This window comes from Micromonospora sp. NPDC050695 (genome assembly GCF_040654415.1).
Lineage (GTDB): Bacteria > Actinomycetota > Actinomycetes > Mycobacteriales > Micromonosporaceae > Micromonospora.
In genome coordinates, this window is the sequence record NZ_JBFAHZ010000005.1 from 131,004 (window position 1) to 153,404 (window position 22,401).

The 22,401-nt window shown below is 71.8% G+C and carries 25 protein-coding genes; 15 read left to right on the forward strand and 10 right to left on the reverse strand.

Going from position 1 to position 22,401, the window contains the following annotated elements:
• Positions 1-9: 9 nt before the first annotated feature.
• From AB0H52_RS05620 to AB0H52_RS05630, 3 genes are all read right to left on the reverse strand, one after another.
• A complete protein-coding gene (locus AB0H52_RS05620) occupies positions 10-648 on the reverse strand; it encodes a MaoC/PaaZ C-terminal domain-containing protein (RefSeq protein WP_151490570.1) in 639 nt (212 codons plus the stop codon).
• Positions 645-1,382 (reverse strand): GtrA family protein, encoded by a 738-nt coding sequence (locus tag AB0H52_RS05625; RefSeq protein ID WP_151490591.1) that lies wholly within the window; start codon positions 1,380-1,382, stop codon positions 645-647. The genes AB0H52_RS05620 and AB0H52_RS05625 overlap by 4 nt, the downstream gene beginning before the upstream one ends.
• A gap of 63 nt (positions 1,383-1,445) precedes the next feature.
• Complete coding sequence (locus AB0H52_RS05630) at positions 1,446-1,994, reverse strand: GtrA family protein (protein ID WP_225854568.1); 549 nt, start codon at positions 1,992-1,994, stop codon at positions 1,446-1,448.
• Positions 1,995-2,420: 426 nt separating this feature from the next.
• On the opposite strand from AB0H52_RS05630, the gene AB0H52_RS05635 reads away from it, so the two are divergent.
• The 4 genes from AB0H52_RS05635 (at position 2,421) to AB0H52_RS05650 (ending at position 7,565) form a co-directional block, all read left to right on the forward strand.
• On the forward strand, positions 2,421-4,265 hold the full coding sequence (locus AB0H52_RS05635; protein ID WP_151490569.1) for a phosphoenolpyruvate carboxykinase (GTP): 1,845 nt from the start codon (positions 2,421-2,423) through the stop codon (positions 4,263-4,265).
• A gap of 37 nt (positions 4,266-4,302) precedes the next feature.
• Positions 4,303-5,160 (forward strand): hypothetical protein, encoded by an 858-nt coding sequence (locus tag AB0H52_RS05640; RefSeq protein WP_151490568.1) that lies wholly within the window; start codon positions 4,303-4,305, stop codon positions 5,158-5,160.
• Between the two features lie 460 nt (positions 5,161-5,620).
• Positions 5,621-6,763: a geranylgeranyl reductase family protein gene (locus AB0H52_RS05645; RefSeq protein ID WP_357945457.1), complete on the forward strand. Its 1,143-nt coding sequence runs from the start codon at positions 5,621-5,623 to the stop codon at positions 6,761-6,763.
• Positions 6,764-6,794: 31 nt separating this feature from the next.
• A complete protein-coding gene (locus AB0H52_RS05650; RefSeq protein ID WP_151491828.1) occupies positions 6,795-7,565 on the forward strand; it encodes an isoprenyl transferase in 771 nt (256 codons plus the stop codon).
• Positions 7,566-7,575: 10 nt separating this feature from the next.
• Here AB0H52_RS05650 and otsB read toward each other — a convergent pair whose 3' ends face one another.
• The 3 genes from otsB to AB0H52_RS05665 all read right to left on the reverse strand — a co-directional run bounded on the left by otsB (position 7,576) and on the right by AB0H52_RS05665 (position 9,427).
• Complete coding sequence (otsB, locus tag AB0H52_RS05655) at positions 7,576-8,400, reverse strand: trehalose-phosphatase (RefSeq protein ID WP_151491827.1); 825 nt, start codon at positions 8,398-8,400, stop codon at positions 7,576-7,578.
• Between the two features lie 67 nt (positions 8,401-8,467).
• Positions 8,468-8,821: a hypothetical protein gene (locus AB0H52_RS05660; protein WP_151491826.1), complete on the reverse strand. Its 354-nt coding sequence runs from the start codon at positions 8,819-8,821 to the stop codon at positions 8,468-8,470.
• A 162-nt stretch (positions 8,822-8,983) separates the two neighbouring features.
• Positions 8,984-9,427 carry an XRE family transcriptional regulator gene (locus AB0H52_RS05665; protein ID WP_151491825.1) on the reverse strand — a complete coding sequence of 148 codons (444 nt, stop codon included), beginning with the start codon at positions 9,425-9,427 and terminating at the stop codon, positions 8,984-8,986.
• 264 nt (positions 9,428-9,691) lie between these two features.
• On the opposite strand from AB0H52_RS05665, the gene AB0H52_RS05670 reads away from it, so the two are divergent.
• The 8 genes from AB0H52_RS05670 (at position 9,692) to AB0H52_RS05705 (ending at position 16,766) form a co-directional block, all read left to right on the forward strand.
• Positions 9,692-10,036, forward strand: a complete 345-nt coding sequence (locus AB0H52_RS05670; protein WP_151491824.1) for a hypothetical protein — start codon at positions 9,692-9,694, stop codon at positions 10,034-10,036.
• Positions 10,037-10,067: 31 nt separating this feature from the next.
• Positions 10,068-10,403, forward strand: coding sequence for a hypothetical protein (locus tag AB0H52_RS05675; RefSeq protein WP_074316807.1), 336 nt, complete (start codon positions 10,068-10,070; stop codon positions 10,401-10,403).
• A gap of 401 nt (positions 10,404-10,804) precedes the next feature.
• Positions 10,805-12,220, forward strand: coding sequence for a PhoH family protein (locus AB0H52_RS05680; RefSeq protein WP_151491823.1), 1,416 nt, complete (start codon positions 10,805-10,807; stop codon positions 12,218-12,220).
• A gap of 275 nt (positions 12,221-12,495) precedes the next feature.
• Positions 12,496-13,173 (forward strand): lytic transglycosylase domain-containing protein, encoded by a 678-nt coding sequence (locus AB0H52_RS05685; protein ID WP_151491822.1) that lies wholly within the window; start codon positions 12,496-12,498, stop codon positions 13,171-13,173.
• A gap of 115 nt (positions 13,174-13,288) precedes the next feature.
• Entirely contained in the window at positions 13,289-13,942 is a 654-nt protein-coding gene (locus tag AB0H52_RS05690; protein WP_151491821.1) for a rhomboid family intramembrane serine protease, read from the forward strand.
• 105 nt (positions 13,943-14,047) lie between these two features.
• On the forward strand, positions 14,048-15,016 hold the full coding sequence (locus AB0H52_RS05695) for an NAD(P)/FAD-dependent oxidoreductase (RefSeq protein WP_151491830.1): 969 nt from the start codon (positions 14,048-14,050) through the stop codon (positions 15,014-15,016).
• 65 nt (positions 15,017-15,081) lie between these two features.
• Positions 15,082-16,191: a hypothetical protein gene (locus tag AB0H52_RS05700; RefSeq protein ID WP_151491820.1), complete on the forward strand. Its 1,110-nt coding sequence runs from the start codon at positions 15,082-15,084 to the stop codon at positions 16,189-16,191.
• Positions 16,176-16,766, forward strand: a complete 591-nt coding sequence (locus AB0H52_RS05705; protein WP_151491819.1) for a hypothetical protein — start codon at positions 16,176-16,178, stop codon at positions 16,764-16,766. The genes AB0H52_RS05700 and AB0H52_RS05705 overlap by 16 nt, the downstream gene beginning before the upstream one ends.
• Positions 16,767-16,786: 20 nt before the next feature.
• Here the strand turns inward: AB0H52_RS05705 and AB0H52_RS05710 are convergent, their stop codons facing one another.
• Both AB0H52_RS05710 and glpX read right to left on the reverse strand, forming a co-directional pair.
• The gene (locus AB0H52_RS05710) at positions 16,787-17,758 is read right to left on the reverse strand and encodes a DMT family transporter (RefSeq protein ID WP_151491818.1); all 972 of its coding nucleotides are present in this window, start codon (positions 17,756-17,758) and stop codon (positions 16,787-16,789) included.
• Positions 17,755-18,786: a class II fructose-bisphosphatase gene (gene glpX / locus AB0H52_RS05715; protein WP_151491817.1), complete on the reverse strand. Its 1,032-nt coding sequence runs from the start codon at positions 18,784-18,786 to the stop codon at positions 17,755-17,757. Before glpX ends, AB0H52_RS05710 begins: the two co-directional genes overlap by 4 nt.
• A gap of 156 nt (positions 18,787-18,942) precedes the next feature.
• Between glpX and AB0H52_RS05720 the strand changes: the two genes are divergently transcribed.
• Genes AB0H52_RS05720 through AB0H52_RS05730 form a run of 3 tightly spaced genes read left to right on the forward strand, consistent with a single transcriptional unit; the run spans position 18,943 to position 20,708 of the window.
• Complete coding sequence (locus tag AB0H52_RS05720; protein WP_151491816.1) at positions 18,943-19,665, forward strand: DUF4245 domain-containing protein; 723 nt, start codon at positions 18,943-18,945, stop codon at positions 19,663-19,665.
• A 50-nt stretch (positions 19,666-19,715) separates the two neighbouring features.
• Positions 19,716-19,841: a hypothetical protein gene (locus AB0H52_RS05725; protein WP_255473721.1), complete on the forward strand. Its 126-nt coding sequence runs from the start codon at positions 19,716-19,718 to the stop codon at positions 19,839-19,841.
• Positions 19,842-19,859: 18 nt separating this feature from the next.
• Positions 19,860-20,708: a hypothetical protein gene (locus AB0H52_RS05730; protein ID WP_151491815.1), complete on the forward strand. Its 849-nt coding sequence runs from the start codon at positions 19,860-19,862 to the stop codon at positions 20,706-20,708.
• A gap of 45 nt (positions 20,709-20,753) precedes the next feature.
• On the opposite strand, the gene AB0H52_RS05735 is transcribed toward AB0H52_RS05730, so the two are convergent.
• Together AB0H52_RS05735 and xseA are read right to left on the reverse strand one after the other, a co-directional pair.
• Positions 20,754-20,975: an exodeoxyribonuclease VII small subunit gene (locus tag AB0H52_RS05735; protein WP_151491814.1), complete on the reverse strand. Its 222-nt coding sequence runs from the start codon at positions 20,973-20,975 to the stop codon at positions 20,754-20,756.
• Positions 20,976-21,119: 144 nt separating this feature from the next.
• A complete protein-coding gene (gene xseA / locus AB0H52_RS05740; RefSeq protein ID WP_278124262.1) occupies positions 21,120-22,328 on the reverse strand; it encodes an exodeoxyribonuclease VII large subunit in 1,209 nt (402 codons plus the stop codon).
• Positions 22,329-22,401 lie beyond the last annotated feature (73 nt).

The following is a 22,401-nucleotide window of genomic DNA, read 5'->3' on the forward strand; positions in this document are numbered from 1 at the left end:
GGGGTGGTCTCAGCCGGTCGGTCCGGCCCCCGTCGGCTCGGTCCTGGTCGGGCGGGCCTCGGCCCGGGCGGGTTCGGTCTGGTCGGGTTGCGCAGCGTCCGTCCCGGCCGGGTCAGTCCCGGTCGGGTCCGTCTCGGCTGACTCCGTCGCGGTCGGGCGTAGGGCGAACCAGCCACGGAACCGGGTCCGCAGCACCTCCTGCTCGGGTCGACCGTCCGGGCCGAGGCGGAGCATGGTGCCGGTGAGGGTGGCCGTACCGAGCCCGGGGCGGGCGGTCGACGGCCGGGCGCCCATCACGTCGACCCGTACGGCGAGCCGGTCCCCGGCGCGCACCGGGGCGAGCCAGCGCAGTTCCTCCAGGCCGGGGGAGGCGTCCGCCGCCGCCCGGGACAGCAGATGGTCGACGTACGCCCGCATGAAGAGGCTGACCGTGTAGAAGCCGCTGGCGATCACGCCACCGTGCCGGCTTGCACCGGCCAGCTCCGGGTCGACGTGGTACCACTGCGGGTCGAACCGGCGGGCGAAGGCGACCATCTCGTCGCCGTCCACGGTGACCACGCCGAGATCGACGGTGAGCCCCGGGACGAGGTCCTCGAAGAACAGCTCGGCGGAAGCCCCGGTGCCGGAGCGGGCGGCGGGCGTCGTCACCGGCGGGGCGAGCGGCGCGTGCCGGCGTGCAGTTCGGCGGCCAGTTCCGCGTCCAGGTTGGCCGTGAGGCCGGCGGGCAGCGGCGTGGGACGCCCCTGGACGGGTGCGCCGACAGGGCCGGGGTTGGCGGCGACGGTCGGGGCGGCGCTCGGGTCCGGTCGCTTGTCGGCCTCCGCCTCCTCCAGCTCGGTGACCGACTCGGCGAGTTCGGCGACCGGGTCCATCTCGGCCATGGTGTCCCACTCGTCGCGCGGGAGGCCGTTCCAGGTGGGCTCGGGCTTCGCCTCTTCCTTGGCCGGTACGACGGGTTGGAAGACGAAGGTCCGGTAGGACCAGAATCGGAACAGGGTGGCCAGCAGGACGCCGGCGGTCTTCGCTACGTTCAGTGCCAGCAGGCCGTGTACGCCGAGCCCGTACTTGGCCGCCGCCACGGCACCGAGTTCGATCAGCAGGCCGGCCCCGTTGAACAGGAAGAACAGGACGTACTCCCGGCGAAGTGCCGATTTCGGGCGATCCCGGTACGTCCAGTGGCGATTCATCAGATACGACGTGATCGTGGCGACGATGGTCGCGATCACGGTCGCCTTCAACTGACCGTTGACGAAAACGGTAAGTGCAAGGACATTGAACACCGCGTAATTGATGACGGTGTTGATGCCGCCGACGATGCCGAACTTGAGCGCCTCGTGGATGAACTTCTGCCAGCGCTCAGGCAGCAGACGGACAAGACGCATGCGAAACACCTTAGGGCAGTCGGAGAGGCCGGCGATCACCGGCTGGACGAGGTGGGCGGCAGGTCACGCCCCGTGGTCACGGTCGTGCTTCACCTGCGGAACGGTTCGGGTTCCCGCTTCGACGAAGACGAACCGCCGGTAGGACCAGAATCGGAACAGCGTGCCGAGGCCCGTGCCCACGACGAAGCTGGCGATGTTGTCGGCCAGCTGCGTCTGGAACACCGCAGGCCAGATGCTGCCCAGCCCGTACCGGCTGATCGCGAGGCAGGCCACCGCGATGCCGAGGCCGACCGCGTTGAAGAAGAAGAACAGCGCGTACTCGCGGGCGGGGTTGCTGCGCTGGCGGTGCCGCCAGGTCCAGAACCGGTTGCCGACGAAGGCGACGGTGGCCGCGATCACCGTGGAGATCGTCTTGGCGGTCACCTGCTCGACACCGCGAACGGTGGTCAGGTAGTTGAACAGCGCGAAGTCGATGAGGAAGGCGATCCCGCCCACGGTGGCGAACTTGCTCAACTCGCGGAAGAGATGACCGAAGCGGTCGAGCAGCACGCGGACCGGACCCCGTCGGGTCTGCCGGGGGCCCGGTTGCTCCCCGGTCATTGTGGCGGCCACGGGCCGAGCCTACCGGCTGGTGACCAGTCAGCGGGGGAGCAACGACGAGCGGGCGTCGACGCTCGTGCCGGCCCGTCGCCGGGTGCGCCGCCGCTGCACAGAGCGTAACCAAGTGGGAGGACTGACGCGCCTCCGAACGGGAATCCACCAACCGGTCGGCGGGGCAGGTCCACGGCCCGACCGCACCTCACGTCGGCCGGGGTGCACAACAAGATTTGCGTGAAACTGCGCGGGAAAGCGGGTATCAGCTCGTGATACCGCAGCGTGGCCGTACCTTGTGCAGTTCTTCACAACCAGTCCCACTGACTCGGAAGGCTGCCCGGTTTACGCTGAGCCCAATCCCAGGTTTCCACGAAGCGACGCATCGCGCCGCTGAGACTCGTGCATCCCATAGATCGGTCAGCGTCGACCACAAGGAGATGTGTCATGGTTGCTCCGGCTGTTGTTCGGGGTATCGATCAGGCCCCGACGTCCCATCCGAAACTGCTTGCCTGGGTCCGTGAGGTCGCGGAACTGACAACCCCCGACCGTGTCGTCTGGGTGGACGGGTCCGACGAGGAGTGGCGTCGCCTCACCGATGAGCTGGTCGAGGCCGGCACGCTGATCCGACTGAACCCGGAGAAGAAGCCCAACTCGTTCTACGCGCGCACCGACCCGACGGACGTCGCCCGGGTCGAGGAGCGCACCTTCATCTGCTCCGTCGACGAGGCGGACGCCGGCCCCACCAACAACTGGATGGCGCCGGCCGAGATGAAGCGGACGATGACCGAGTTGTACCGCGGCTCGATGCGGGGTCGCACCATGTACGTCATCCCGTTCGTCATGGGCCCGGTCGAGGCCGAGAGCCCAATGTTCGGCGTCGAGATCACCGACAGCCCGTACGTGGTCGCGTCCATGCGGATCATGACCCGGATGGGTGCCCGGATCCTCGAGGCGATGGGCACCGACGCGGACTTCGTGCACGCGTTGCACTCGATCGGCGCGCCGCTCGCCCCCGGTCAGCAGGACGTGCCGTGGCCGTGCAACGAGACGAAGTACATCTCGCACTTCCCGGAGACCCGGGAGATCTGGTCGTTCGGCTCCGGCTACGGCGGCAACTCGCTGCTCGGCAAGAAGTGCTACTCGCTGCGGATCGCCAGCGTGATGGGCCGGGACGAGGGTTGGCTCGCCGAGCACATGCTGATCCTCAAGATCACCTCGCCGGAGGGCAAGGTCCACCACATCGCCGGCGCCTTCCCGTCGGCCTGCGGCAAGACCAACCTGGCCATGGTGGAGCCCACCATCCCGGGCTGGAAGGTCGAGACCATCGGCGACGACATCGCCTGGATGCGGTTCGGCCCGGACGGCCGCCTGTACGCGGTCAACCCGGAGTACGGCCTGTTCGGCGTCGCGCCCGGCACCGACTGGAAGACCAACGCCAACGCCATGCGCACGCTGGACCGGGGCAACTCGGTCTTCACCAACGTGGGTCTCACCGACGACGGCGACGTCTGGTGGGAGGGCATGGGCGATCCGCCGGCACACCTGATCGACTGGAAGGGCAACGACTGGACGCCGGAGAGCGACAGCCTCTCCTCACACGCGAACAGCCGGTTCTGCACCCCGATCACCCAGTGCCCGATCCTCGCCGACGAGTACTTCGACCCGAACGGCGTGCCGATCGACGCGATCCTCTTCGGTGGACGCCGGAAGGACACCATCCCGCTGGTGACCGAGGCCCGCGACTGGGTGCACGGCGTCTACATGGGTGCGACGCTCTCGTCGGAGACGACGGCCGCCGCCTCCGGTGCGGTCGGCGTGGTCCGCCGCGACCCGATGGCGATGCTGCCGTTCATCGGCTACAACGCGGGCGACTACTTCCGGCACTGGATCGAGATGGGCAAGGGCAACGACGGCGACGAGGCGAAGCTGCCGAAGATCTACTACGTCAACTGGTTCCGCAAGGACCCGGACGGCTCGTTCCTCTGGCCGGGCTTCGGGGAGAACTCCCGGGTGCTCAAGTGGGTCGTCGAGCGGATCGAGGGCACCGCCGACGCGGTCGAGACCCCGGTGGGCATGGTTCCGGCACCCGACTCGCTGGACGTCGAGGGCCTGGACATGACCCCGGAGGACGTCCGGATCGCGCTCAAGGTCGACCCGGACGAGTGGCGCAACGAACTGCCGCTGATCAACGAGTGGTTCGAGAAGTTCGGTGACAAGCTGCCGGGCGTGCTCTGGGCCGAGTTGGACGCCCTGCGCGCCCGCCTGGACGCCGCACAGCCGCAGCGGTAGGTGTGAAGGAAGCCCCTCGCGGGCATCATCGGATTCCATGAGGACGGCCGCCGAGACCGAGGTCCGGCGGCCGTCCGCCGTCCGGGTGCTCACCTTCCTGCTCGCGACGACCGCGGCGGCCACCGTCGTGGTCGAGCTGCTCAACTGGTGGTACGCCCCGGAGCAGGGCTTCGGGCTGGCGGTGCGGACCGGCTGGGCGATGCTGCGCTCGTTCGGTTTCCTGCTGCTGATCGGGCACGTGCGACGAGGTCGGACGGTGGCCCGCCCGTTCGGGCTGATCCTCGCGGTCACCACGATCTTCGCCGTCGGCCGGCTGATCGTGCCCCGGCAGGGCGTGCCGCCGCTGCCCGGCCTGCTCGGCTTCGCCGTGCTCACCGCGCTCTGCGTGGCGGTGGTCTGGCTGCTCTACCGCTCATCGGCGCTCGCCGAGCATCTCGTCCGGCACCGGCCACGATTGGTCATCGACCGCGACGGCATCTCCTGGCGGGAAACCCCTCCACGCCGACCACAGGCCAGTGCCTGGTTGTTGACCAGCCGGGTGGCGGCCTTCACCTACAGCCCGTTAATGCTGGTGCCGGCCCTGGTGGCCGGGGGTTCCATCCTGGATGGTCGGCTGACCGCCGTGCCGGCCGTGCTGCTCTGGTTCGGCGCGGGCATCACGGCCAGCTACGCGGTGCTGTTCTGCACCGCCTTCCTGATGCGCGGCAAGGACTGGGCGCGTGGCCTGCTTGTCGTCGTCACGGTCGCCGTCCTCGCGGTGGACCTGCCGCTGTGCTGGTGGCTCCTCGGGGTGGACGGCCTGGTCCGCGACGGTGCCCCCCTGCTGGCCGCCGCCACACTGGCCCTGTACGGCCTGCGCCGTGCCGCCCGCGCCGACGACTCTGTGCCGGCCTGACACCGGCGCGACCCGATACCCGACGGGTCGGCCGTCTCGCGGCCCGGACCCAGCACCGTGTGGTCCGGCCCTGTAGAGCTGCCCCAGATTTGGACCGCCTCGCGCGGCGCGCGCCGCGCCGCGCCGCGCCTAGATCGTGCTCGATGCAGGAAGTAGTGGCCTCATCGGTACGCCGACACCACTACTTCCTGGTTCCAGCACGAACACGACGGCGCACCACAGGGAGCGATGCCCCAGATGCGGGGCAGGTCTACAGGCGCGTGGACAGATGTGCCGGCCTTTGCCGACCGGTGTGCTCGGACGAGGACCGGGAGCCATCAGCGCCGCGCGGTGCGGTCTGCGCGGGCGGGCAGGGGGCAGGATGGCGGGGTGGCGCCGGTCACAACGGCCGGCGTGGGTGGTGCGGGTGGATCGTCGGGGCGATGCGGGAGCAGTCGCGGCGGCCGGAGGGAGGCGCACGGTGGGCGACGAGTTCGATGTGGTGGTGGTGGGGGCGGGGCCGGCCGGAGCGGCAGCCGCGCTGACGGCCCGCCGGGCCGGTGCGAGTGTGCTGCTGCTGGACCGGGCCGACTTTCCCCGGGACAAGGCGTGCGGCGACGGGATCGCGGCCCACTCGGTGGATGTGCTCGCCGAGCTGGGGGTGCCCGAGGCGATGGCCGGCTACGCCCCGCTGCCCGCGCTGCGCATGGTCGCCCCCGGTGGCGGGTCGGTGGCGCGGGCGCTGCCCCGACCGGCGTACACCGTGCCCCGGGAGGTCTTCGACGCGCGGCTGGTGGCGGCTGCGGTGGCCGCCGGCGCGCAGTTGCGGCGGCACGCCGTGCGCCGGGTCGAGCCCCGGGCGGACCGGGTGGTGCTCGACGGGGAGGTGTCCGGCCGGGTGGTGGTCGGCGCGGACGGCGCCGGCTCGGTGGTACGTCGCGCCCTCGGCCACCGCCCGAACCCCGACCGGCACCTGGCGTTGGCCATCCGGGGGTACGCGCCGGCCTTGCCCGGCCCGTCCGAGCAGCTCATCGTCACGTCGCAGGCGCGCTGGCCGGCGTACGCCTGGTCCTTTCCGATCGGCGACGGGCGGGCGAACGTCGGGTACGGGGAGGTGCTGCGCGGCGAGCCGCTGAGCCGGGGTTACCTGCTGGATCGGCTGGCCGCGCTGCTGCCCGGCACCGATCTGGCGACGGTGACCGCGCTGCGCGCCCACCACCTGCCGCTGTCCACCCACCGGCCGGCGCCGGGGCAGGGTCGGACGCTGCTGGCCGGTGACGCGCTGTCGCTGATCAATCCGTTCACCGGGGAGGGCATCTTCTACGCGCTGCTCTCCGGGGCGCTGGCCGGTACGGCGGCCGCCCGCGCGCCCGAGACCGCCGCGCGCCGCTATGCCGACGGGTTGCGCCGCCGTCTCGGCACCCATCTGCGGCACAGCTCGGTGGCCGCCTGGCTGGCGCGACGACGGAGGGTGGTCGACGCGGCGGTGCGGGCGGCGCGCCGCGACGACCGGGTATTCGACGACGTGGTCGAATTGGGGCTGGGTGACGGGCGGCTTACCGCCCGCACCCTGGCCATGATCGGTGCCGGTCTGCCCGGCGGGGATCGGCCTCCCCGGCGGTGATCCGGCTGGCGGGTCGCTACGCTGCTAGGTGATGACGCTGCGGAACCTTATCTACTCCGTGTACGAGCGCCGCCTCACGGCGAAGCTCGCGGGTAAGCCGGTGCCCCGACACGTCGGGGTGATGTGCGACGGCAACCGCCGCTGGGCGAGGGAGATGGGCTTCGTCGACCCGAACGACGGGCACCGGGTCGGCGCGGCGAAGATCAAGCATGTGCTCGGCTGGTGCGACCAGGCCGGCATCGGGCACGTGACCCTCTACCTGCTGGCCACCGACAACCTGCGCCGCCCGGCCAGTGAACTGGATCCACTGCTGAAGATCATCGAGGATCTGGTGGTGGAGCTGGCCGAGGACGGCAACCCGTGGCGGCTGCGTATCGTCGGCGCGCTCGACCTGCTGCCGGCGCAGACCGCGGCGGCGCTCAAGGGCGCCGAGGAGCGCACCCGCGAGCGCAGCGGCGGCGCGGAGGTCAACATCGCGGTGGGCTACGGCGGCCGGCGGGAGATCACCGACGCGGTCCGCTCGCTCCTGCTGGAGCACGCGGCCTCCGGCGGCACCATCGAGGAGCTGGCCGAGGTGCTGGACGTCGAGCACATCTCCGAGCACCTCTACACCCGCGGCCAACCCGACCCCGACCTGGTCATCCGCACCAGCGGTGAGCAGCGGCTGTCCGGCTTCATGCTGTGGCAGTCCGCGCACTCGGAGTTCTACTTCTGCGAACTCAACTGGCCGGACTTCCGGCACATCGACTTTCTGCGGGCACTGCGCTCGTACGCCACACGCCAGCGCCGCTACGGGGCCTGAGCCGAGCCCGTCAGGGCAGGTGGGTGAGCGCCTGGGTGAGGAAGTCACCCAGGGCGGCCGGGGACTCGATGGTGAGGTCGGCGGCGTTGGCCACCTCGTGGCCGGTTTCCGGGTTGGCGACCGCGACGCAGACGCCGAAGAAGTGCGGGTCGGCGGCGGCCCGGGCGCGCAGCGCGGCGAACGCCTTGATGTCCGAGACGTCGTCACCGAAATACCAGGCGCCGGTGGCGTCCCGGACGACCTCGCCGATCACCATGCCCTTGTCCCGGTCGACCGGGGGCTTGAGCTCCAGCACCATCCGCCCGGCCTGCACCCGCAGCCCCAGGCGGTCGGCCTGGGCCTGCCCCCACTGCTGGACGGTCGAGCCGAGCTGCGGCGCGGTACGCCAGTGCAGCGCCACGGAGAGCCGCTTGAACTCGACGAGGGTGCCCGGCGGCAGCTCCGTACGGGCCAGGTCGGCCAGCTCGGCCATGGTCGGCACCCAGGGCAGCGCGGCGGGCTCGGTGACGGTCTCGCCACCGGAGTGGCTGTGCTCCAGGCCGTAGAGGCCGTAGAGGTCCACGCCGGCCAGTCCGCCGAGGCGTACCCGGAGGAACTCGACCGGTCGGGCGGAGACGATCGCGACCCGTTGCACGATCGGGGCCAGCGCCTCGATCGCGGCCAGCGCCTTCGGTGCGGGGCGTACCGCGGTCGGGTCGTCGTCGACGGGCGCGAGCGTGCCGTCGAAGTCGAAGAAGAGGACCGTCCCGGCGGCCCGGTCGGCGGTGGTTCGCCAGGCCTGGTCGGCGTTCAACGGGGTCCTCGGCTGCTGATTGCCCAGATTCAACGGCGGCACGCGCGTCAGCGTACCCCGGCGATGGGGGCTCATTCCTGGCCGAGCGGACGCGCTCGGCGGCTCACGGTCACCGTTCGGCGGCTCCCCGTCCGCGACGCCCGAACGGCACCACCGCCGCCTCCTGGCCGTGGCTCAGCAGGTAGCCCTCCACGAAGCCGGTGTTGCGGTCCCCGGTGTGGTTCTCGATCTCGTTGAGTCGTGCCACCAGGAACTCGGTGAGTGCGCTGATCCGGTCGTTGAGGCGCTCGTGCAGCTCGGCGACGACGGCCAGGATGACCGCCATGCTGGCGCTGGTGAGCACGAGAAGGTTGACGAGCAGCGGAAGCTGCCCGCCATTGACCACGAGGGTCACCACGTTGCCGGTCGCCCCCAGTGTCATCGACACGGTTGCGACCACGACTGCCAACCACTTCAGGGTCATGGACAGACCCCTCCTTCTGTCCCGCAGGGCTGGGTTCGGCCTTGTCCCGTCCCCCCGCCGATGACGAGCCCAAGCAGTACGAGTAGGGACGCTAGCGTGCCCGTTCCGGCCCCGGAGCGAAACGAATGAACCTGACCAGGCGTTCTTTCGCCATCTGAGGAACTACCCTGCTTGATTCCCTCTTTTTCGGACATCGACCGGCAACGTTGGGCGGTACGCGAGGTATCTGATGGTTTCGCGGATGTGGAACTTCTCCGCGTCCGAGACGTCGGGGTCGACCAGCCGGCGCAGCAGCGCCTCCACGTCGGGGTCCATCGGAGGGGCGGGTTGGCCGGCGCGCGGGCCGGTCGCGGTGCGGTCCCAGTCGAGCGCGGCGAAGGCGGCGGCCGGATTGAGGCCCAGGCCCTCGCAGAAGGCGACCACCCGTTCGGCCTCCGGGTCGCTGGCCCAGTCGCCCCGGACCCACCGGTTGATGGTCTGCCGGGAGACGCCGGTGCGCCGCGACACCTCGGTGCCGCTCCAGGCCCGCGTCGCCCGCGCCTCGTCGAGCGCGCGCCGGACGAAGGTGGCGAAGGCGATCTTCCGCGCATTGGCCGTCTCGGTCACCCCGTGACGGTACGGCGAGGCGGCGGCGGGCGCGCGCCCGGGCGCGCCACTGTCACGTGAACGTGACGGTTTCCTCGGGTTTCCGGTAAACGATCCAGCGCCACTCTTGAGGGGTGTCACCCGGGCAGAATAGATGCCCGTAGTGGTGAAGGTAAACGGACGAAAAGCTGATACTGTCACGCTCATGGGACAACCTACGGTGTGTCACGTGCATGAGACGACTGGTGCTCACATGCGTCACGCCCCCGGTGCAGAGGGGGTGTGGTGACCGAGCTCGCCACCCGCGCCCAGGCCTTCGGGTTGATCGCCGAGGGGGTCGCCGCCGGGCTGACCGCCCCCTGGCGCCTCTACCTCGCCCGAGGCTGCCGCTATCTGTCGCTGAGCGTCGGCGACCGCACCGAGTGGAACGCCTGGCGTACCCATCTCGGCTGCCCGGAGCTGAGCGTCCGCGTGTACGACGCCGGCGGCGAGATCCGCCGGTCCTCGGTGGCCGAGGTCGTGCTGGACGGCTGCCGGATCAGCGTCGAACTGGTGGAGGAGGTCAGCACCGACGACCTGGACCGGTTGCTGGTCGCGGACCCCACCACCGTCGAGCCGGAGGAGCGATGATCCGGCGACCGGGCCGGGCCGGGGCCGCCCGATGAGCCCGTTCCTCGCGGTCTTCCTCGTCCTGGTGCTCGGCGCCACCAGCTACGCGGCCGGACGGCTGCACGGGCAGCTCAGCTACCGCATCGGCTACCGCTTCGGCTACCGGCAGGGCTACTTCGACGGTGACCGGGGCGCCTGGAACCGGCGGCGACGCGACGCCCAGGCGGCGATCGCCTCCGCCCTGTCGGTCTCCCCGGCCGGTGTCGTGCGCTCGGCCGGCACCGTGGCCCGCCCCGGCACCACCTACACCGGCTCGTCGTTCACCGCGCCGGCCGCCCCGATCACCGGGCGGCACCCGACCGGCACGCTCGTTCGACGTACCGGCTGAGCCGGCCGGCGGGCCGCCACCAGCGCGGACCCGCCGACCGGCGCCATGATCGCGGTGCGTCGTCCGCGGCGGACACGCACCGTCGGGGTCACGTCAGACCGGTGACGGTGGCCCCACCGGCCGGGATGCGCGCAGGGGGCATGCATCCCGGCCGGATCCGCCGCGCCCGCCCGACCGGCGTGCGCGGCGTTCACCGCTCGTCTCCCGAAGATCCACGGTCGCCCTCTAGCCGCGACGGGCCGCCGCCGCTAGCGTCTAGGCATGGCACGGGGTTCTCCCGGGCCAGCCGGTCCGCCCGGATCTGCGACCTCGCACACGGGGTTCCGCATCCGACCCCGTGTCCCCGGGCACCGGAGGAGGCGGAACACGGGTGGCGGGTGCCCATCCGTCGGAGCAGGCCTGTGACGACTCGCCGTACCACCGCCGGTGCCGATCAGACCCCGGCCGCGACTGCCACGACCCGCCGTGCCACCAGGAGCCGCCGTACGGCGGCGACCGCGCCGGCCGACCCCAAGGAGCCGCGACCAGCAGGCCAGGCGTTCGTCCTGGACACGTCCGTGCTGCTCTCCGATCCGGCGGCGTTCCACCGGTTCGCCGAGCACGAGGTGGTGCTGCCGCTGGTGGTCATCACCGAGTTGGAGGGCAAGCGGCACCATCCGGAGCTGGGCTGGTTCGCCCGGCAGTCGCTGCGGATGCTCGACGAACTGCGCATCCGGCACGGCCGCCTGGACACGCCGGTGCCCGCCAACGACGTCGGCGGCACCCTGCGGGTGGAGCTGAACCACACCGACGACGGGGTCCTGCCGCCGGGTTTCCGCACCGAGAGCAACGACGCCCGGATCCTCTCCGTGGCGCTCAACCTCGCCGCGGAGGGGCGGGACGTCACGCTGGTCAGCAAGGACATGCCGCTGCGGGTCAAGGCCGCCTCGGTGGGCCTGCGGGCCGACGAGTACCGGCACGGCCAGGCCAGCGACCCGACCTGGACCGGCATGTCCGAGCTGGAGCTGGGTGAGGAGCAGATCTCCTCGTTGTACGCCGGGGAGACGCTCGACGTCGACGAGGCGGCCGGGCTGCCGTGCCACACCGGCCTGGTGCTGCACTCCGGGCGGGGCTCCGCGCTGGGCCGGGTGCTGCCGGACAAGTCGGTGCGGTTGGTCCGGGGCGACCGGGAGGCGTTCGGGCTGCACGGCCGCTCGGCCGAGCAGCGGGTCGCCCTCGACCTGCTGCTGGACGAGTCGATCGGGATCGTCTCGCTGGGCGGGCGGGCCGGCACCGGCAAGTCGGCGTTGGCGCTCTGCGCGGGCCTGGAGGCGGTGATGGAGCGTCGCCGGCACAAGAAGGTGATCGTGTTCCGCCCGCTGTACGCCGTCGGCGGTCAGGAGTTGGGCTACCTGCCCGGTTCGGAGTCGGAGAAGATGTCGCCGTGGGCCCAGGCGGTCTTCGACACGCTCGGCGCGGTGGTGCACGAGAACGTGTTGGAGGAGGTCACCTCGCGGGGCATCCTCGAGGTGCTGCCGCTGACCCACATCCGGGGGCGCAGCCTGCACGACGCCTTCGTGATCGTGGATGAGGCCCAGTCGCTGGAGCGGGGGGTCCTGCTGACCGTGCTGTCCCGGATCGGTCAGGGTTCCCGGGTCGTGCTCACCCACGATGTGGCTCAGCGCGACAATCTGCGGGTCGGGCGCCACGACGGGGTGACCGCGGTGATCGAGGCGCTCAAGGGCCATCCGCTCTTCGCCCACGTCACGCTCAGCCGGTCGGAGCGGTCGCCGATCGCCGCGATGGTGACGGATCTTCTGGAGGACATCCCGCTTTGATGGTGCTTATGTAGGGTTTCGTCCGCATTTTACGTGTGGCGCAGATCACAAACACGCCGGCTGGTTTCCCATCGGCCTCACTGTGCGCGATGGTGTCCCACGAGCGCCCACGCACCACAGGTATCGCTGGTGATCGTTCGTCCCGAGCGGGGCGATATCGGCGAAGGTCGGTGCGTCGGCGCGACCGGCAACCGGTCGGGGCGCTCGCGGAACGGTCGGCGGCCAGGTGGGCCGGCACCGCGCCGCGTCCTTGCACCCGACGAAGGGACCACTTCGTGAGTCGGCTGTGGAGCCGGTTGGGCGCCCGTACGGCCGCTGTCGCGCTGCTCTCCGTGGGCGTTGCCGGTGGCTTCTACCTGGGCGAAGACCGGGAAACCCAGCAACAGGGGCTGACCGAGCAGGTCAGCCTGGAGGTCGACCGGGCCGACTTCGCGTACCAGCGCGAGCGGCAGGCCGCCCACCAGGTGGCGTTCGCCCGGCAGCGGGCCGCCGAGTACCAGGCCAAGCTGCGGGCGGCGCAGGCAGCCAAGGAGGCCGCCGAACGGGCTCGCCGGGCCGAGGCCGCCGCGGCATCCCGCAAGCGCGAGCGCGACGCCGCCAACGCGGCCGCCAAGCCGTACGACGGCCCGATCCCGGCGTCGTGCGCGGAGTACAGCGGCAACCGTAAGACCGGTTGCGCGTTGATGATCGACGCGGGCTTCGGCATCGCCGAATTCCCCTGCCTGGAGAAGCTCTGGACCAAGGAGAGCGGCTGGAACCACAAGGCCAGCAACGCCTCCTCCGGTGCGTACGGCATCGCGCAGGCGTTGCCGGGCAGCAAGATGGGCTCGGTCGCGGACGACTGGAAGACGAACCCGGCCACCCAGATCAAGTGGGGACTGGGCTACATCAAGGGCAGGTACAAGACGCCCTGCGGTGCCTGGAGCTACTTCCAGAACAACGGGCACTACTGACGGTGTCGACGGCGGGGCGGGTGGAGGTTCACCCGCCCCGCCGTCGCGCGTACTCCTGGGCGAGCGGGCGGGACGTGAGTGGCGGTCGGCCCCTTTTGCTGATAGCAGTTGGGGGGTGAGCCTGCACCCGCCAAGCGGCGACCCGTACCGGTTCGGCACCGAGGCGTTCTACGCCGCGCTCGGCCGGGCCTTCGTCGCCATGTGCGCGGTGGTCCCGTTCCTCTTCCTCATCGAGGCCGCCGACCAGGGCCTCGCGTTCGGCCTGGACGCCACGGCCGGCATCATCCCGCACCGCATCGACGGCCTGGACGGGGTCTTCTTCTCCCCGTTCCTGCACCACGGCTTCGACCACCTGTACAGCAACAGCATCCCGTTGATCCTGCTCGGCACCTTCGTGCTGGCCGCCGGTGCCCGCCGCTTCCTCTGGTCGACCCTGGTCATCATCCTGGTCAGCGGGCTCGGTGTGTGGTTCACCGGCTCGCCCAACTCGGTGGTGGTCGGTGCCAGCGGGGTGATCTTCGGGTACCTGGGCATCCTGCTCACCCGGGGCATCGTCGAGCGCAGTTGGTGGAACTTCGCGGTCTTCCTGCTGGTCGGCCTGCTCTACGGCTGGCAACTCGTCGGCATCCTCCCCACCGACGAGCGGATCTCCTGGCAGGGGCACCTGTTCGGGCTGCTCGGTGGGGTGGTCGCGGCGATCTTGTTCCGCCGCCGCCGGCCGGCCGTGGACGGCCCGGACTACTCGGGGTCCACGCTCAGCCTGCCCTGACCTGGTCTTCGGCGCGCCTCTGGGACATGCTTGCCCGACCGCTGCCACCCGCCTACGGTCGAGATCAGCAAGCGTTGATCCGTGAGCGGAAAGCGACGGTACGCCATGCGCGAGGTCGACATCGCTGTGATCGGGGCCGGTCCGGCCGGCCTCTTCGCCGCGTACTACGCCGGATTCCGCGGGTTGTCCGTGGCGGTGATCGACGCGCTGCCCGAGCCCGGTGGTCAGGTCACCGCCATGTACCCGGAGAAGCTGATCCTGGACGTGGCCGGGTTTCCCGCCGTGAAGGGCCGCGACCTGGTGGCCAACCTGGTCGCCCAGGCCGCGCCGTTCGCCCCGCGGTACCTGCTCGGCACTCGGGCGGAGAAGCTCTCCTACGCCGGTGAGCGGCCGGTGCTCGGTCTGGCCGGTGGTGAGCAGCTCGGCTGCGGCGCCGTGGTGGTCACCGGCGGGCTGGGCAGCTTCAGCCCGCGGCCGCTGCCCTGCGCCGACGCCGCGCCCGGTACCGGGATCGTCTACTTCGTCACCGAACCGGCCGAGTTGACCGACCGGGACGTGCTGATCGTCGGCGGCGGTGACTCGGCCTTCGACTGGGCGTTGGCACTGCAACCACTGGCCCGTTCGGTGACGCTCGTCCACCGGCGGGAGAAGTTCCGGGCGCACGCCTCGACGGTCGCCCGGGTGCTGTCCCTGCCGGTGCGTGTGGTGGTCAACGCCGAGGTCACCCGGCTGTTCGGCGAGGGTGCCGTGACCGGCGCCGAGGTGACCGTGCGCGGTGGCGCGACCGAGACGTTGCCGGTCGACACCGTGGTCGCCGCGCTCGGCTTCACCGCCGACCTGGGCCCGCTCGCGGAGTGGGGGCTGCGGCTGGACCGCCGGCACATCCTGGTGGACAGCGCGATGGCCACGAACCTGCCCCGGGTCTTCGCGGCCGGCGACATCACCGAGTACCCGGGCAAGGTCCGGTTGATCGCCACCGGGTTCGGTGAGGCGGCCACGGCCGTCAACAACGCGGCGGTGGCCATCGACCCGAGCGCCCACCTGTTCCCCGGGCACTCCTCCGACGCCGGCTGACCGTCGGTACCGGACACAGACCAACCCGTGTCCGGTTCGAGACGGGCCGACCGGATCCTGAATGGATGACGGGTCCGGAGACACCACGTGACGGCGCACCGACGACACTGTCCTGGCTCTGCCACCCCACCACCGTGATCGCCCTGGTCCTGCTGCTGGTCAACGACCACGTACTCAAGCAGACCTTTCCCGGCCCGCTGACCGGCAAGCTGAGTGACGTCGCCGGCCTGGTGCACGCTCCTGCGCTGGTCGCGGTGCTGCTGACCCTGCTGGTGCCGCGGTTGGCGCCCCGGGCCGCCGCGCTGGTCGGTCTGGTTTCGGTGGGTGCCGGGTTCGCGGCCGTCAAATCCATCGGGTACGCCGCCGAGCTGGCCTCCTCCGCCTGGACCGTGCTGGCCGGGCCGTCGCTGGTCCGGGCCGACCGGACCGACCTGCTCACCCTGCCGGCGCTCGCGCTGGCCTGGTGGAGTTGGACGCGCGCGCGTCGCCGCCCGGTGCGTCGACGGACCGCTCGGCTCACCCGTCTGCTGGTGGTGCTCCCGCCCGCGGTGCTGGCGGTGGCCGCCACCAGCGCGGTTCAGTACCCCTACGCCGTGAGCACCGCGCTGCTCGACGGGCAACCGGCGATCTCGTCCGGCTCGGGGTTCACCAGCCGGGACTGGCCGACCCGGCCGGCCGAGGGTTCGTGGTCGGTCAGCGCGGACCGGGGAATCACCTGGCGGCCGGCCACCGAAGCCGAGGAGCAGCGCCTGTACAGCCAGGGCGCCGGCCAGCGGCAGGCGTGCGTGCCGGCCGAGCCGCAGCGGTGCTACCGGGCGGTCGCCGGTCACCTGCGGGTGGAGCAGAGTGACGACGCTGGCGTGACCTGGCAGGTGGCCTGGGAGGTGTCGGACGCGCGCCGCGAGGAGCTGGCCCGCAGGTCCTCCAACCCGGGCGACGTCCGGCGGCACTTCGCCTCCCGCGATCTGGTCGTCTATCCCGCCGCCGGCGGTGGCCACGAGGTGCTGGTCGCCAACGGACGCGACGGCATCCTGCGCCGGACGGCGGGTGGCGACGGGACGGCTTCCTTGAGGGGTACTCAGGGGAGGCCCGCTGGGAAGAGCCGCCCCCACTCGATGGCGGCGGCCCCGGTGACCGCCAGACCGACCTGCTGCTCGCCGTGGCGCTCGCGCTGACCCTCGGCTGCGCGGTCACCGTGCTCGCCGGTCACCTGGCGATCCGCCGTGGTGAAGGTCCACGCTGGTGGGGGTTCGCCGGTGGCCTGTCGATGCTGATCGCGGCGATCGTGTTGGCCGCGGTCTGGGGCCGTGACGACGACGGCCTCACGTTCATGGCCCTGACGGCTGTCACCCTGCCGCTGGGCGTGCTGACAGCGGCAGCTCTGCTCGTCCGGGCCCGCTACCAGGGCGGATCGTCCTCGTGGATCGGTTGGGCGCTGACCGGGCTCCTGCTCACCGCGCTGCTGTCCGGGTTGCCGCTCGCCGGTTGGCTGGTCGGCAACCCACCGCAGACCAGGGCCGCGGTGGCACTCGCCCTGCTGGTCACGGTGCCGGGCGTGCTGCTGGCCATCCGAATCGCCCGGCTGGTCGATCCGGCCCGCGCGTTCGAGCGCCGATACCGGCCGCGCCCGCCGTACCCGCCCTATCCGAACGCGCCCTATGCGTATCCGCCCTATCCGCATCCGCCGCACCCTCCGCGCCCGCCGGCGGTGCCCGATCCGCCCTACCCGTCCCGGCTGCCACCGCGCTGACCGTTCGGTGGTCGGGCTGGTCAGCGTCGGGCGGGTGGCGCCAGCGCGGCGATCAGCACGGCCACCATGGTCAGCGCCGCCCCGAGCAGGGTGTTCAGGCCGGGGTGCGAGGCCGCCGTGGGCAGCAGCAGGTCGAGCAGGACCGCCCCCACGATCTGGCCGGCGATGGTGGCCAGGCCGAGCAGCAGCACACCCGTGAAACGCACGATCGCGGCGGCGACCGCGATGAACACGATGCCGATCGGGCCGCCCAGATAGAGCCACGGCTCGCTCGGCAGGTGGCCGGCCGGCCAACCGCGTACGGCGGTGTCGATCGCGAACGCGACGAGCAGGGTGGTCGTGCCCACGGCGAAGTTGACAAGCGTGGCGGTCAACGCGCTGTCGGCCGCCGCACGTACCCGCCCGTTGACGGCCTGCTGCCAGGCGATGCCGACCCCCGCCAGCAGCGGCAGCACGGCCAGCACCAGCATGCCCGGGTCACCGAGCCGGTCACCGACCGCCAGGCCGACCGCGAGCACGGTGAGCACCGCCCCGGCCAGCCGCTGCCGGGTGATCGGCTGCCGTCCGGTCGGCCCGATGCCGGCCCGGTCCACCGCGAGGCTGCTGCCGGACTGACCGGCGACCACCGCCACGGTGAAGAGCGCCACACCGAGCGATCCGATGGTGAGCCCCTGGGTGGCCACCAGGAACGCCCCGCACACGCCGCCGAGGCACTGCCACGGCCGCAGCGTGCCCGTCGCGAGCGCGCGCCGCACCGCGACCAGGCCCCTTCGCCCACCGGGGGTGGCGGGCACCAGCACCAGCAGCACCAGCAGACCCAGCCCGAACGAGACCACCGCCGCGGCGAATCCGTCGGCCAGGCGTACCCCCAGCTCGCCGTTGATGCGGGACTGCACCGCCACCGCGACCCCGGAGACCGACGCCAACGCGACACCGGCGATCCGACGGGTCGCGGAGAGGGCCTGCGGTGTCGCGGCGCCGGTGGTGGTCACTCCTGCTCGGCCAGCGGCCGACCGTCGAAGTCGACCGCCGAGTAGAGCGCCAGCTTCTCCAGCCGGTGGTACGAGTCGATGACCCGGATCGTGCCGCTCTTCGAGCGCATCACGATCGACTGGGTGTACGCGCCGCCGGCCCGGTACCGCACCCCGCGCAGCAGGTCGCCGGAGGTGACGCCGGTGGCCACGAAGAAGCAGTTGTCCCCGGTGACCAGGTCGTCGGTGCCCAGCACCCGGTCCAGGTCGTGCCCGGCGGCGAGCGCCTTCTCCCGCTCCTCGGCGTCGCGCGGCCAGAGCTTGGCCTGCATCGCACCGCCCATGCACTTCAACGCGCAGGCCGAGATGATGCCCTCGGGCGTGCCGCCGATGCCCATCAGCACGTCGACGTCCGACTCGCCCCGCGCCGCCGCGATGGAGCCGGCGATGTCCCCGTCGGAGATGAACCGGATGCCGGCCCCGGTCCGGCGGATCTGGGTGACCAGGTCGTCGTGGCGGCTGCGGTCCAGCACGCAGACCGTCACCTCGGAGACGTCGGTGCCCTTGACCTTCGCGATCCGGCGCACGTTCTCGGCCACCCCGGCGTTGATGTCGATCACGTCGGCGTACGCCGGGCCGACCGCCAGCTTCTCCATGTAGAAGACCGCGCTCGGGTCGAACATCGCGCCGCGCTCGGAGACGGCGAGCACCGCGACGGCGTTCGGCATGCCCTTGCTCATCAGCGTGGTGCCGTCGACCGGGTCGACGGCGACGTCCACCTCCGGGCCGGTGCCGTCGCCGACGTGTTCGCCGTTGAAGAGCATCGGCGCGTTGTCCTTCTCGCCCTCGCCGATAACCACGACACCGCGCATCTGGATCGAGTTGATCAGCTTGCGCATGGCGTCGACGGCGGCGCCGTCACCGCCCTCCTTGTCGCCGCGGCCGACCCACCGGCCGGCGGCCATCGCCGCGGCCTCGGTGACCCGGACCAGGTCGAGGGCAAGGTTGCGGTCGAGATCCTGTGGGATCCGCGTCCTGCTGTTCGTCATGACGGCTCCTCCTCGCGACGGTGCGGGGACGACCGGTGGCAGGGCGGTCCCTGCTGCCGGCTTTGTCGCTGATCCTCACACGATGGCCGACCGAGCGTCGGCGCGGGGCGGTGATGGCCCGGATACCGCCGGTCGGGCGGCTGCGAAGATGACGGGGTGGAACCCGCACAGCCAGCCGACCGCGTACCCGCCGACCGCACGCCGCCCGACGGCCAGCCGCCGGCCGACGTCCCCGCCGGTGAGCCTGCCGTGACCTCCCCGACGACGCCGCCGGACGGCGAACCGGCCCTGGTCGAACCCGACCCGAGCCGGGGCGACGCCGCCACGGACACCGGCGAGCGCCCGGCCCCGCCGCCGCGGGTGGAGGCCGCCAGGTCCGAGCGGTCGCCGAAGGACATGGCGATCTCGCTGCTGGTGCTGCTCGTCCCGATCGCGCTGCTGTTGGCGTTCTACCGGGGCTTCCTCGGTGGCGACCAGGCCAGCACGGTCGACCCGGCGCCGGCGATCGAACAGGCCCGCTCGGCAAACGTCTTCCCGGTGAGCCAGCCGCAAGGGCTCGGCTCCGACTGGCGCACGGTCAGCGCCCGATACCAGAGCGTCGAGGGCGGCGCGAACCTGCGGATCGGCTACCTCACGCCGGAGGGGCGGGGCGTCCAACTGGTGCAGAGCAGCGTGCCCGCCGAGCGGCTGCTCCCCGCCGAGCTGACCGACCAGAGCCAGCCGCAGGGTCCGACGGAGCTGGCCGGGCGCACCTGGCAGCGCTACAGCGCCCGGGGCAACCAGCAGGCGCTGGTCCTGCTGGAGCCGACCCGCACGGTGCTCATCGTCGGCGACGCCCGGGATAATGAGCTGCGCGAACTCGCCGCCGCACTGCGCTGACCGGTCGCCCGTCCGACGTCGTCACGCGACAAGCGGACAGAAGGGCGATTGTGCGACGTGTCGACAGGGAACAAGGAGGGAGTGATCCGGGCGCGCTGCTCGGTCCGGGTCGCGCGGCGCAGCCGACGGTGCTGCTGCGTCGCCCGGTTTCCGGCGCCGACCTGGTCGTCGGGTGACCCCCTTGGGAGACACGCATGACTGTTCGACGACTCGGCGCAGGCCTGGTAGCCGCCGCCCTGTTCACGCCTGCCCTGGCCGCCTGCGCCAGCGGCGGCACCGGCACCGCCGGATCGACCGCCTCGCCGACCGTGAGCGCGTCCGGCTCGGCGAGCCCGTCCGGCGCGCCGGCGGCGGGCGACGCCAAGCAGGCGCTGCTCGACTCCACCAAGGAAGTCAGCAACGGCAACTTCCGGTTCAGCCTGACCGCCGCCGGCTCCACCGCTGAGGGCCAGGTGCACCAGCCGAGCCAGAGCGCGGCCATGAAGATCGCCATCGGCGGCCCCTCGTCCGACCTGGCCATGAAGCTCGACGTGATCCACTTCAAGCCGGACAGCTGGGTGAAGCTGGAGCTGACCGGCCCCACCGCCAACAGCCTGCCCGCCATCAAGCAGCTCAACCTGGGCAAGTACCAGCACCTCGACCAGGCCCGGATCAAGGGCAACCGCAATCTCGGCTTCGACTTCGACAAGGTCGACCCGGCCGGCAGCGCGGTGCTGACCCAGGGCATCACCGAGGTCCGCAGCACCGGCACCGGCACGTACGCGGGCACCATCGACGTCACCAAGGCGGCCGAGGCCGGCTCGCTGAACCCCGCCACCATCGCCGCCCTCGGCACCCAGGCGAAGACCGTCCCGTTCACCGCGAAGGTGGACACGCAGGGCCGGCTCAGCGAGCTGGTGCTGCAGCTCCCCGCCGCGGGGCAGACCGCCGCGCAGGAGATCCGGATGACGTACTCCGACTACGGTGCGGCCACCGCGGCCCAGAAGCCGCCGGCGGACCAGGTCGTCGAGGCGCCGGCCGAGCTGTACAGCCTGTTCAACTGACCCGTTCACCGGGCGGGGCGGCTCCGGCCGCCCTGCCCGGGGCGCTCAGGAGGCGGGATCCTGCCGGGCGGCGTCGATCCGCGCCCGGGCACCGTCCAGCCAGCGCTGGCAGATCACGGCGAGGGCCTCGCCGCGCTCCCAGAGCGCCAGCGACTCCTCCAGGGACGTACCGCCGGCCTCCAGCCGTTCGACCACCGAGGCCAGTTCGGCGCGGGCCTGCTCGTAGCTGAGCCGCTCGTCCGGCCCGGCCTTCGTGTCGTCGCTCATCCGGACCATCCCATCACACCGGTCCCGGCCACGTCGCAGGCGCAGGGAGGTAGGCGTGTTATCCGAATGGCTGCTGCCGTCTCTGCGGTGCGAGTGGAGACGGCCCTTCGCGTGACGGGGGACCGCAGCCGCCGCCCGGACCGGTCAGCCGTCGACCGTGGCGGCCAGTTCACCCTCGGCCAGCCGGACGCGCAGCGGGTCGCCCTTGCCGACCTCCGCCGCCGCGCGCACCACGTGGCCGTCGGCGCGCTGCACGATGGCGTACCCCCGGTCCAGGGTGGCGGCGGGGGACAGCGCGCGCAGCCGCGCCAACGTGTGCCGCAGCTCGTCGTCGGCGGCGCCGAGCCGGTGCTCCAGACAGCGGCCGGCGCGCTGGCGCAGCGCGGTCAGCTCGGTCGCCCGCTGCTCGACCATCACCTGCGGGCGGGCCAGCACCGGCCGGGACCGCAGCCCGTCGAGGCGGTGGGACTCCCGGTCCACCAGGTGCCGTACCGCCCGCTGGAGGCGATGCCGGGCCTGACCGATCAGGCGTACCTCCTCGGAGAGGTCGGGGACCACCCGCTTGGCCGCGTCGGTCGGGGTGGAGGCGCGCAGGTCGGCGACGTAGTCGATCAGCGGGGCGTCCGTCTCGTGACCGATCGCGCTGACCACCGGCGTACGGCAGCCGAACACCGCGCGGCAGAGCGCCTCGTCGGAGAAGGGCAGCAGATCCTCGATGCCACCGCCGCCCCGGGCGATGATGATCACCTCGATGCTCGGGTCGGCGTCCAGCACCTTGAGCGCGTCGATGATCTGCGGAACCGCGGACGGCCCCTGCACGGCCACGTTGACCGTGCGGAACTCCACGGCCGGCCAGCGCCGCCGGGCGTTGGTCAGCACGTCCCGTTCGGCGGCGGAGGCCCGGCCAGTGATCAGGCCGATCCGGCCGGGCAGGAACGGCAGTCGACGTTTGCGGGCCCGGTCGAACAGCCCTTCGGCGGCGAGCAGCTTCTTGAGTTTCTCCAGCCGGGCCAGCAGCTCACCGAGCCCCACCTGGCGGATCTCGTCGGCCCGCAGGCTCAGCGTGCCCCGGGCGGCGTAGAACTCCGGCTTGGCGTGCAGCACCACCCGCGCGCCCTCGCGCAGCTCCGGCGCGCCGGCGTCGAGGACGTCCCGGTTGGTGGTGACGGTCAGGCTCAGGTCCGCCGATGGGTCGCGCAGGGTGAGGAAGACGGTGCTGGCACCGGGGCGGCGGCTGATCTGCGCCACCTGCCCGTCCACCCACACCCAGCCCAGCTTGGCGATCCAGGCCCCCACCTTCTGGCTGACCACCCGAACCGGCCACGGCTCCTCGGCAGTGCTGCTCCCGCTCACCCGCCCACCCTACGACTCACCCCACCAGGAGCGTTGATCATGAGGTTGGCGGCGTGACTCATCGGCGTGTCGT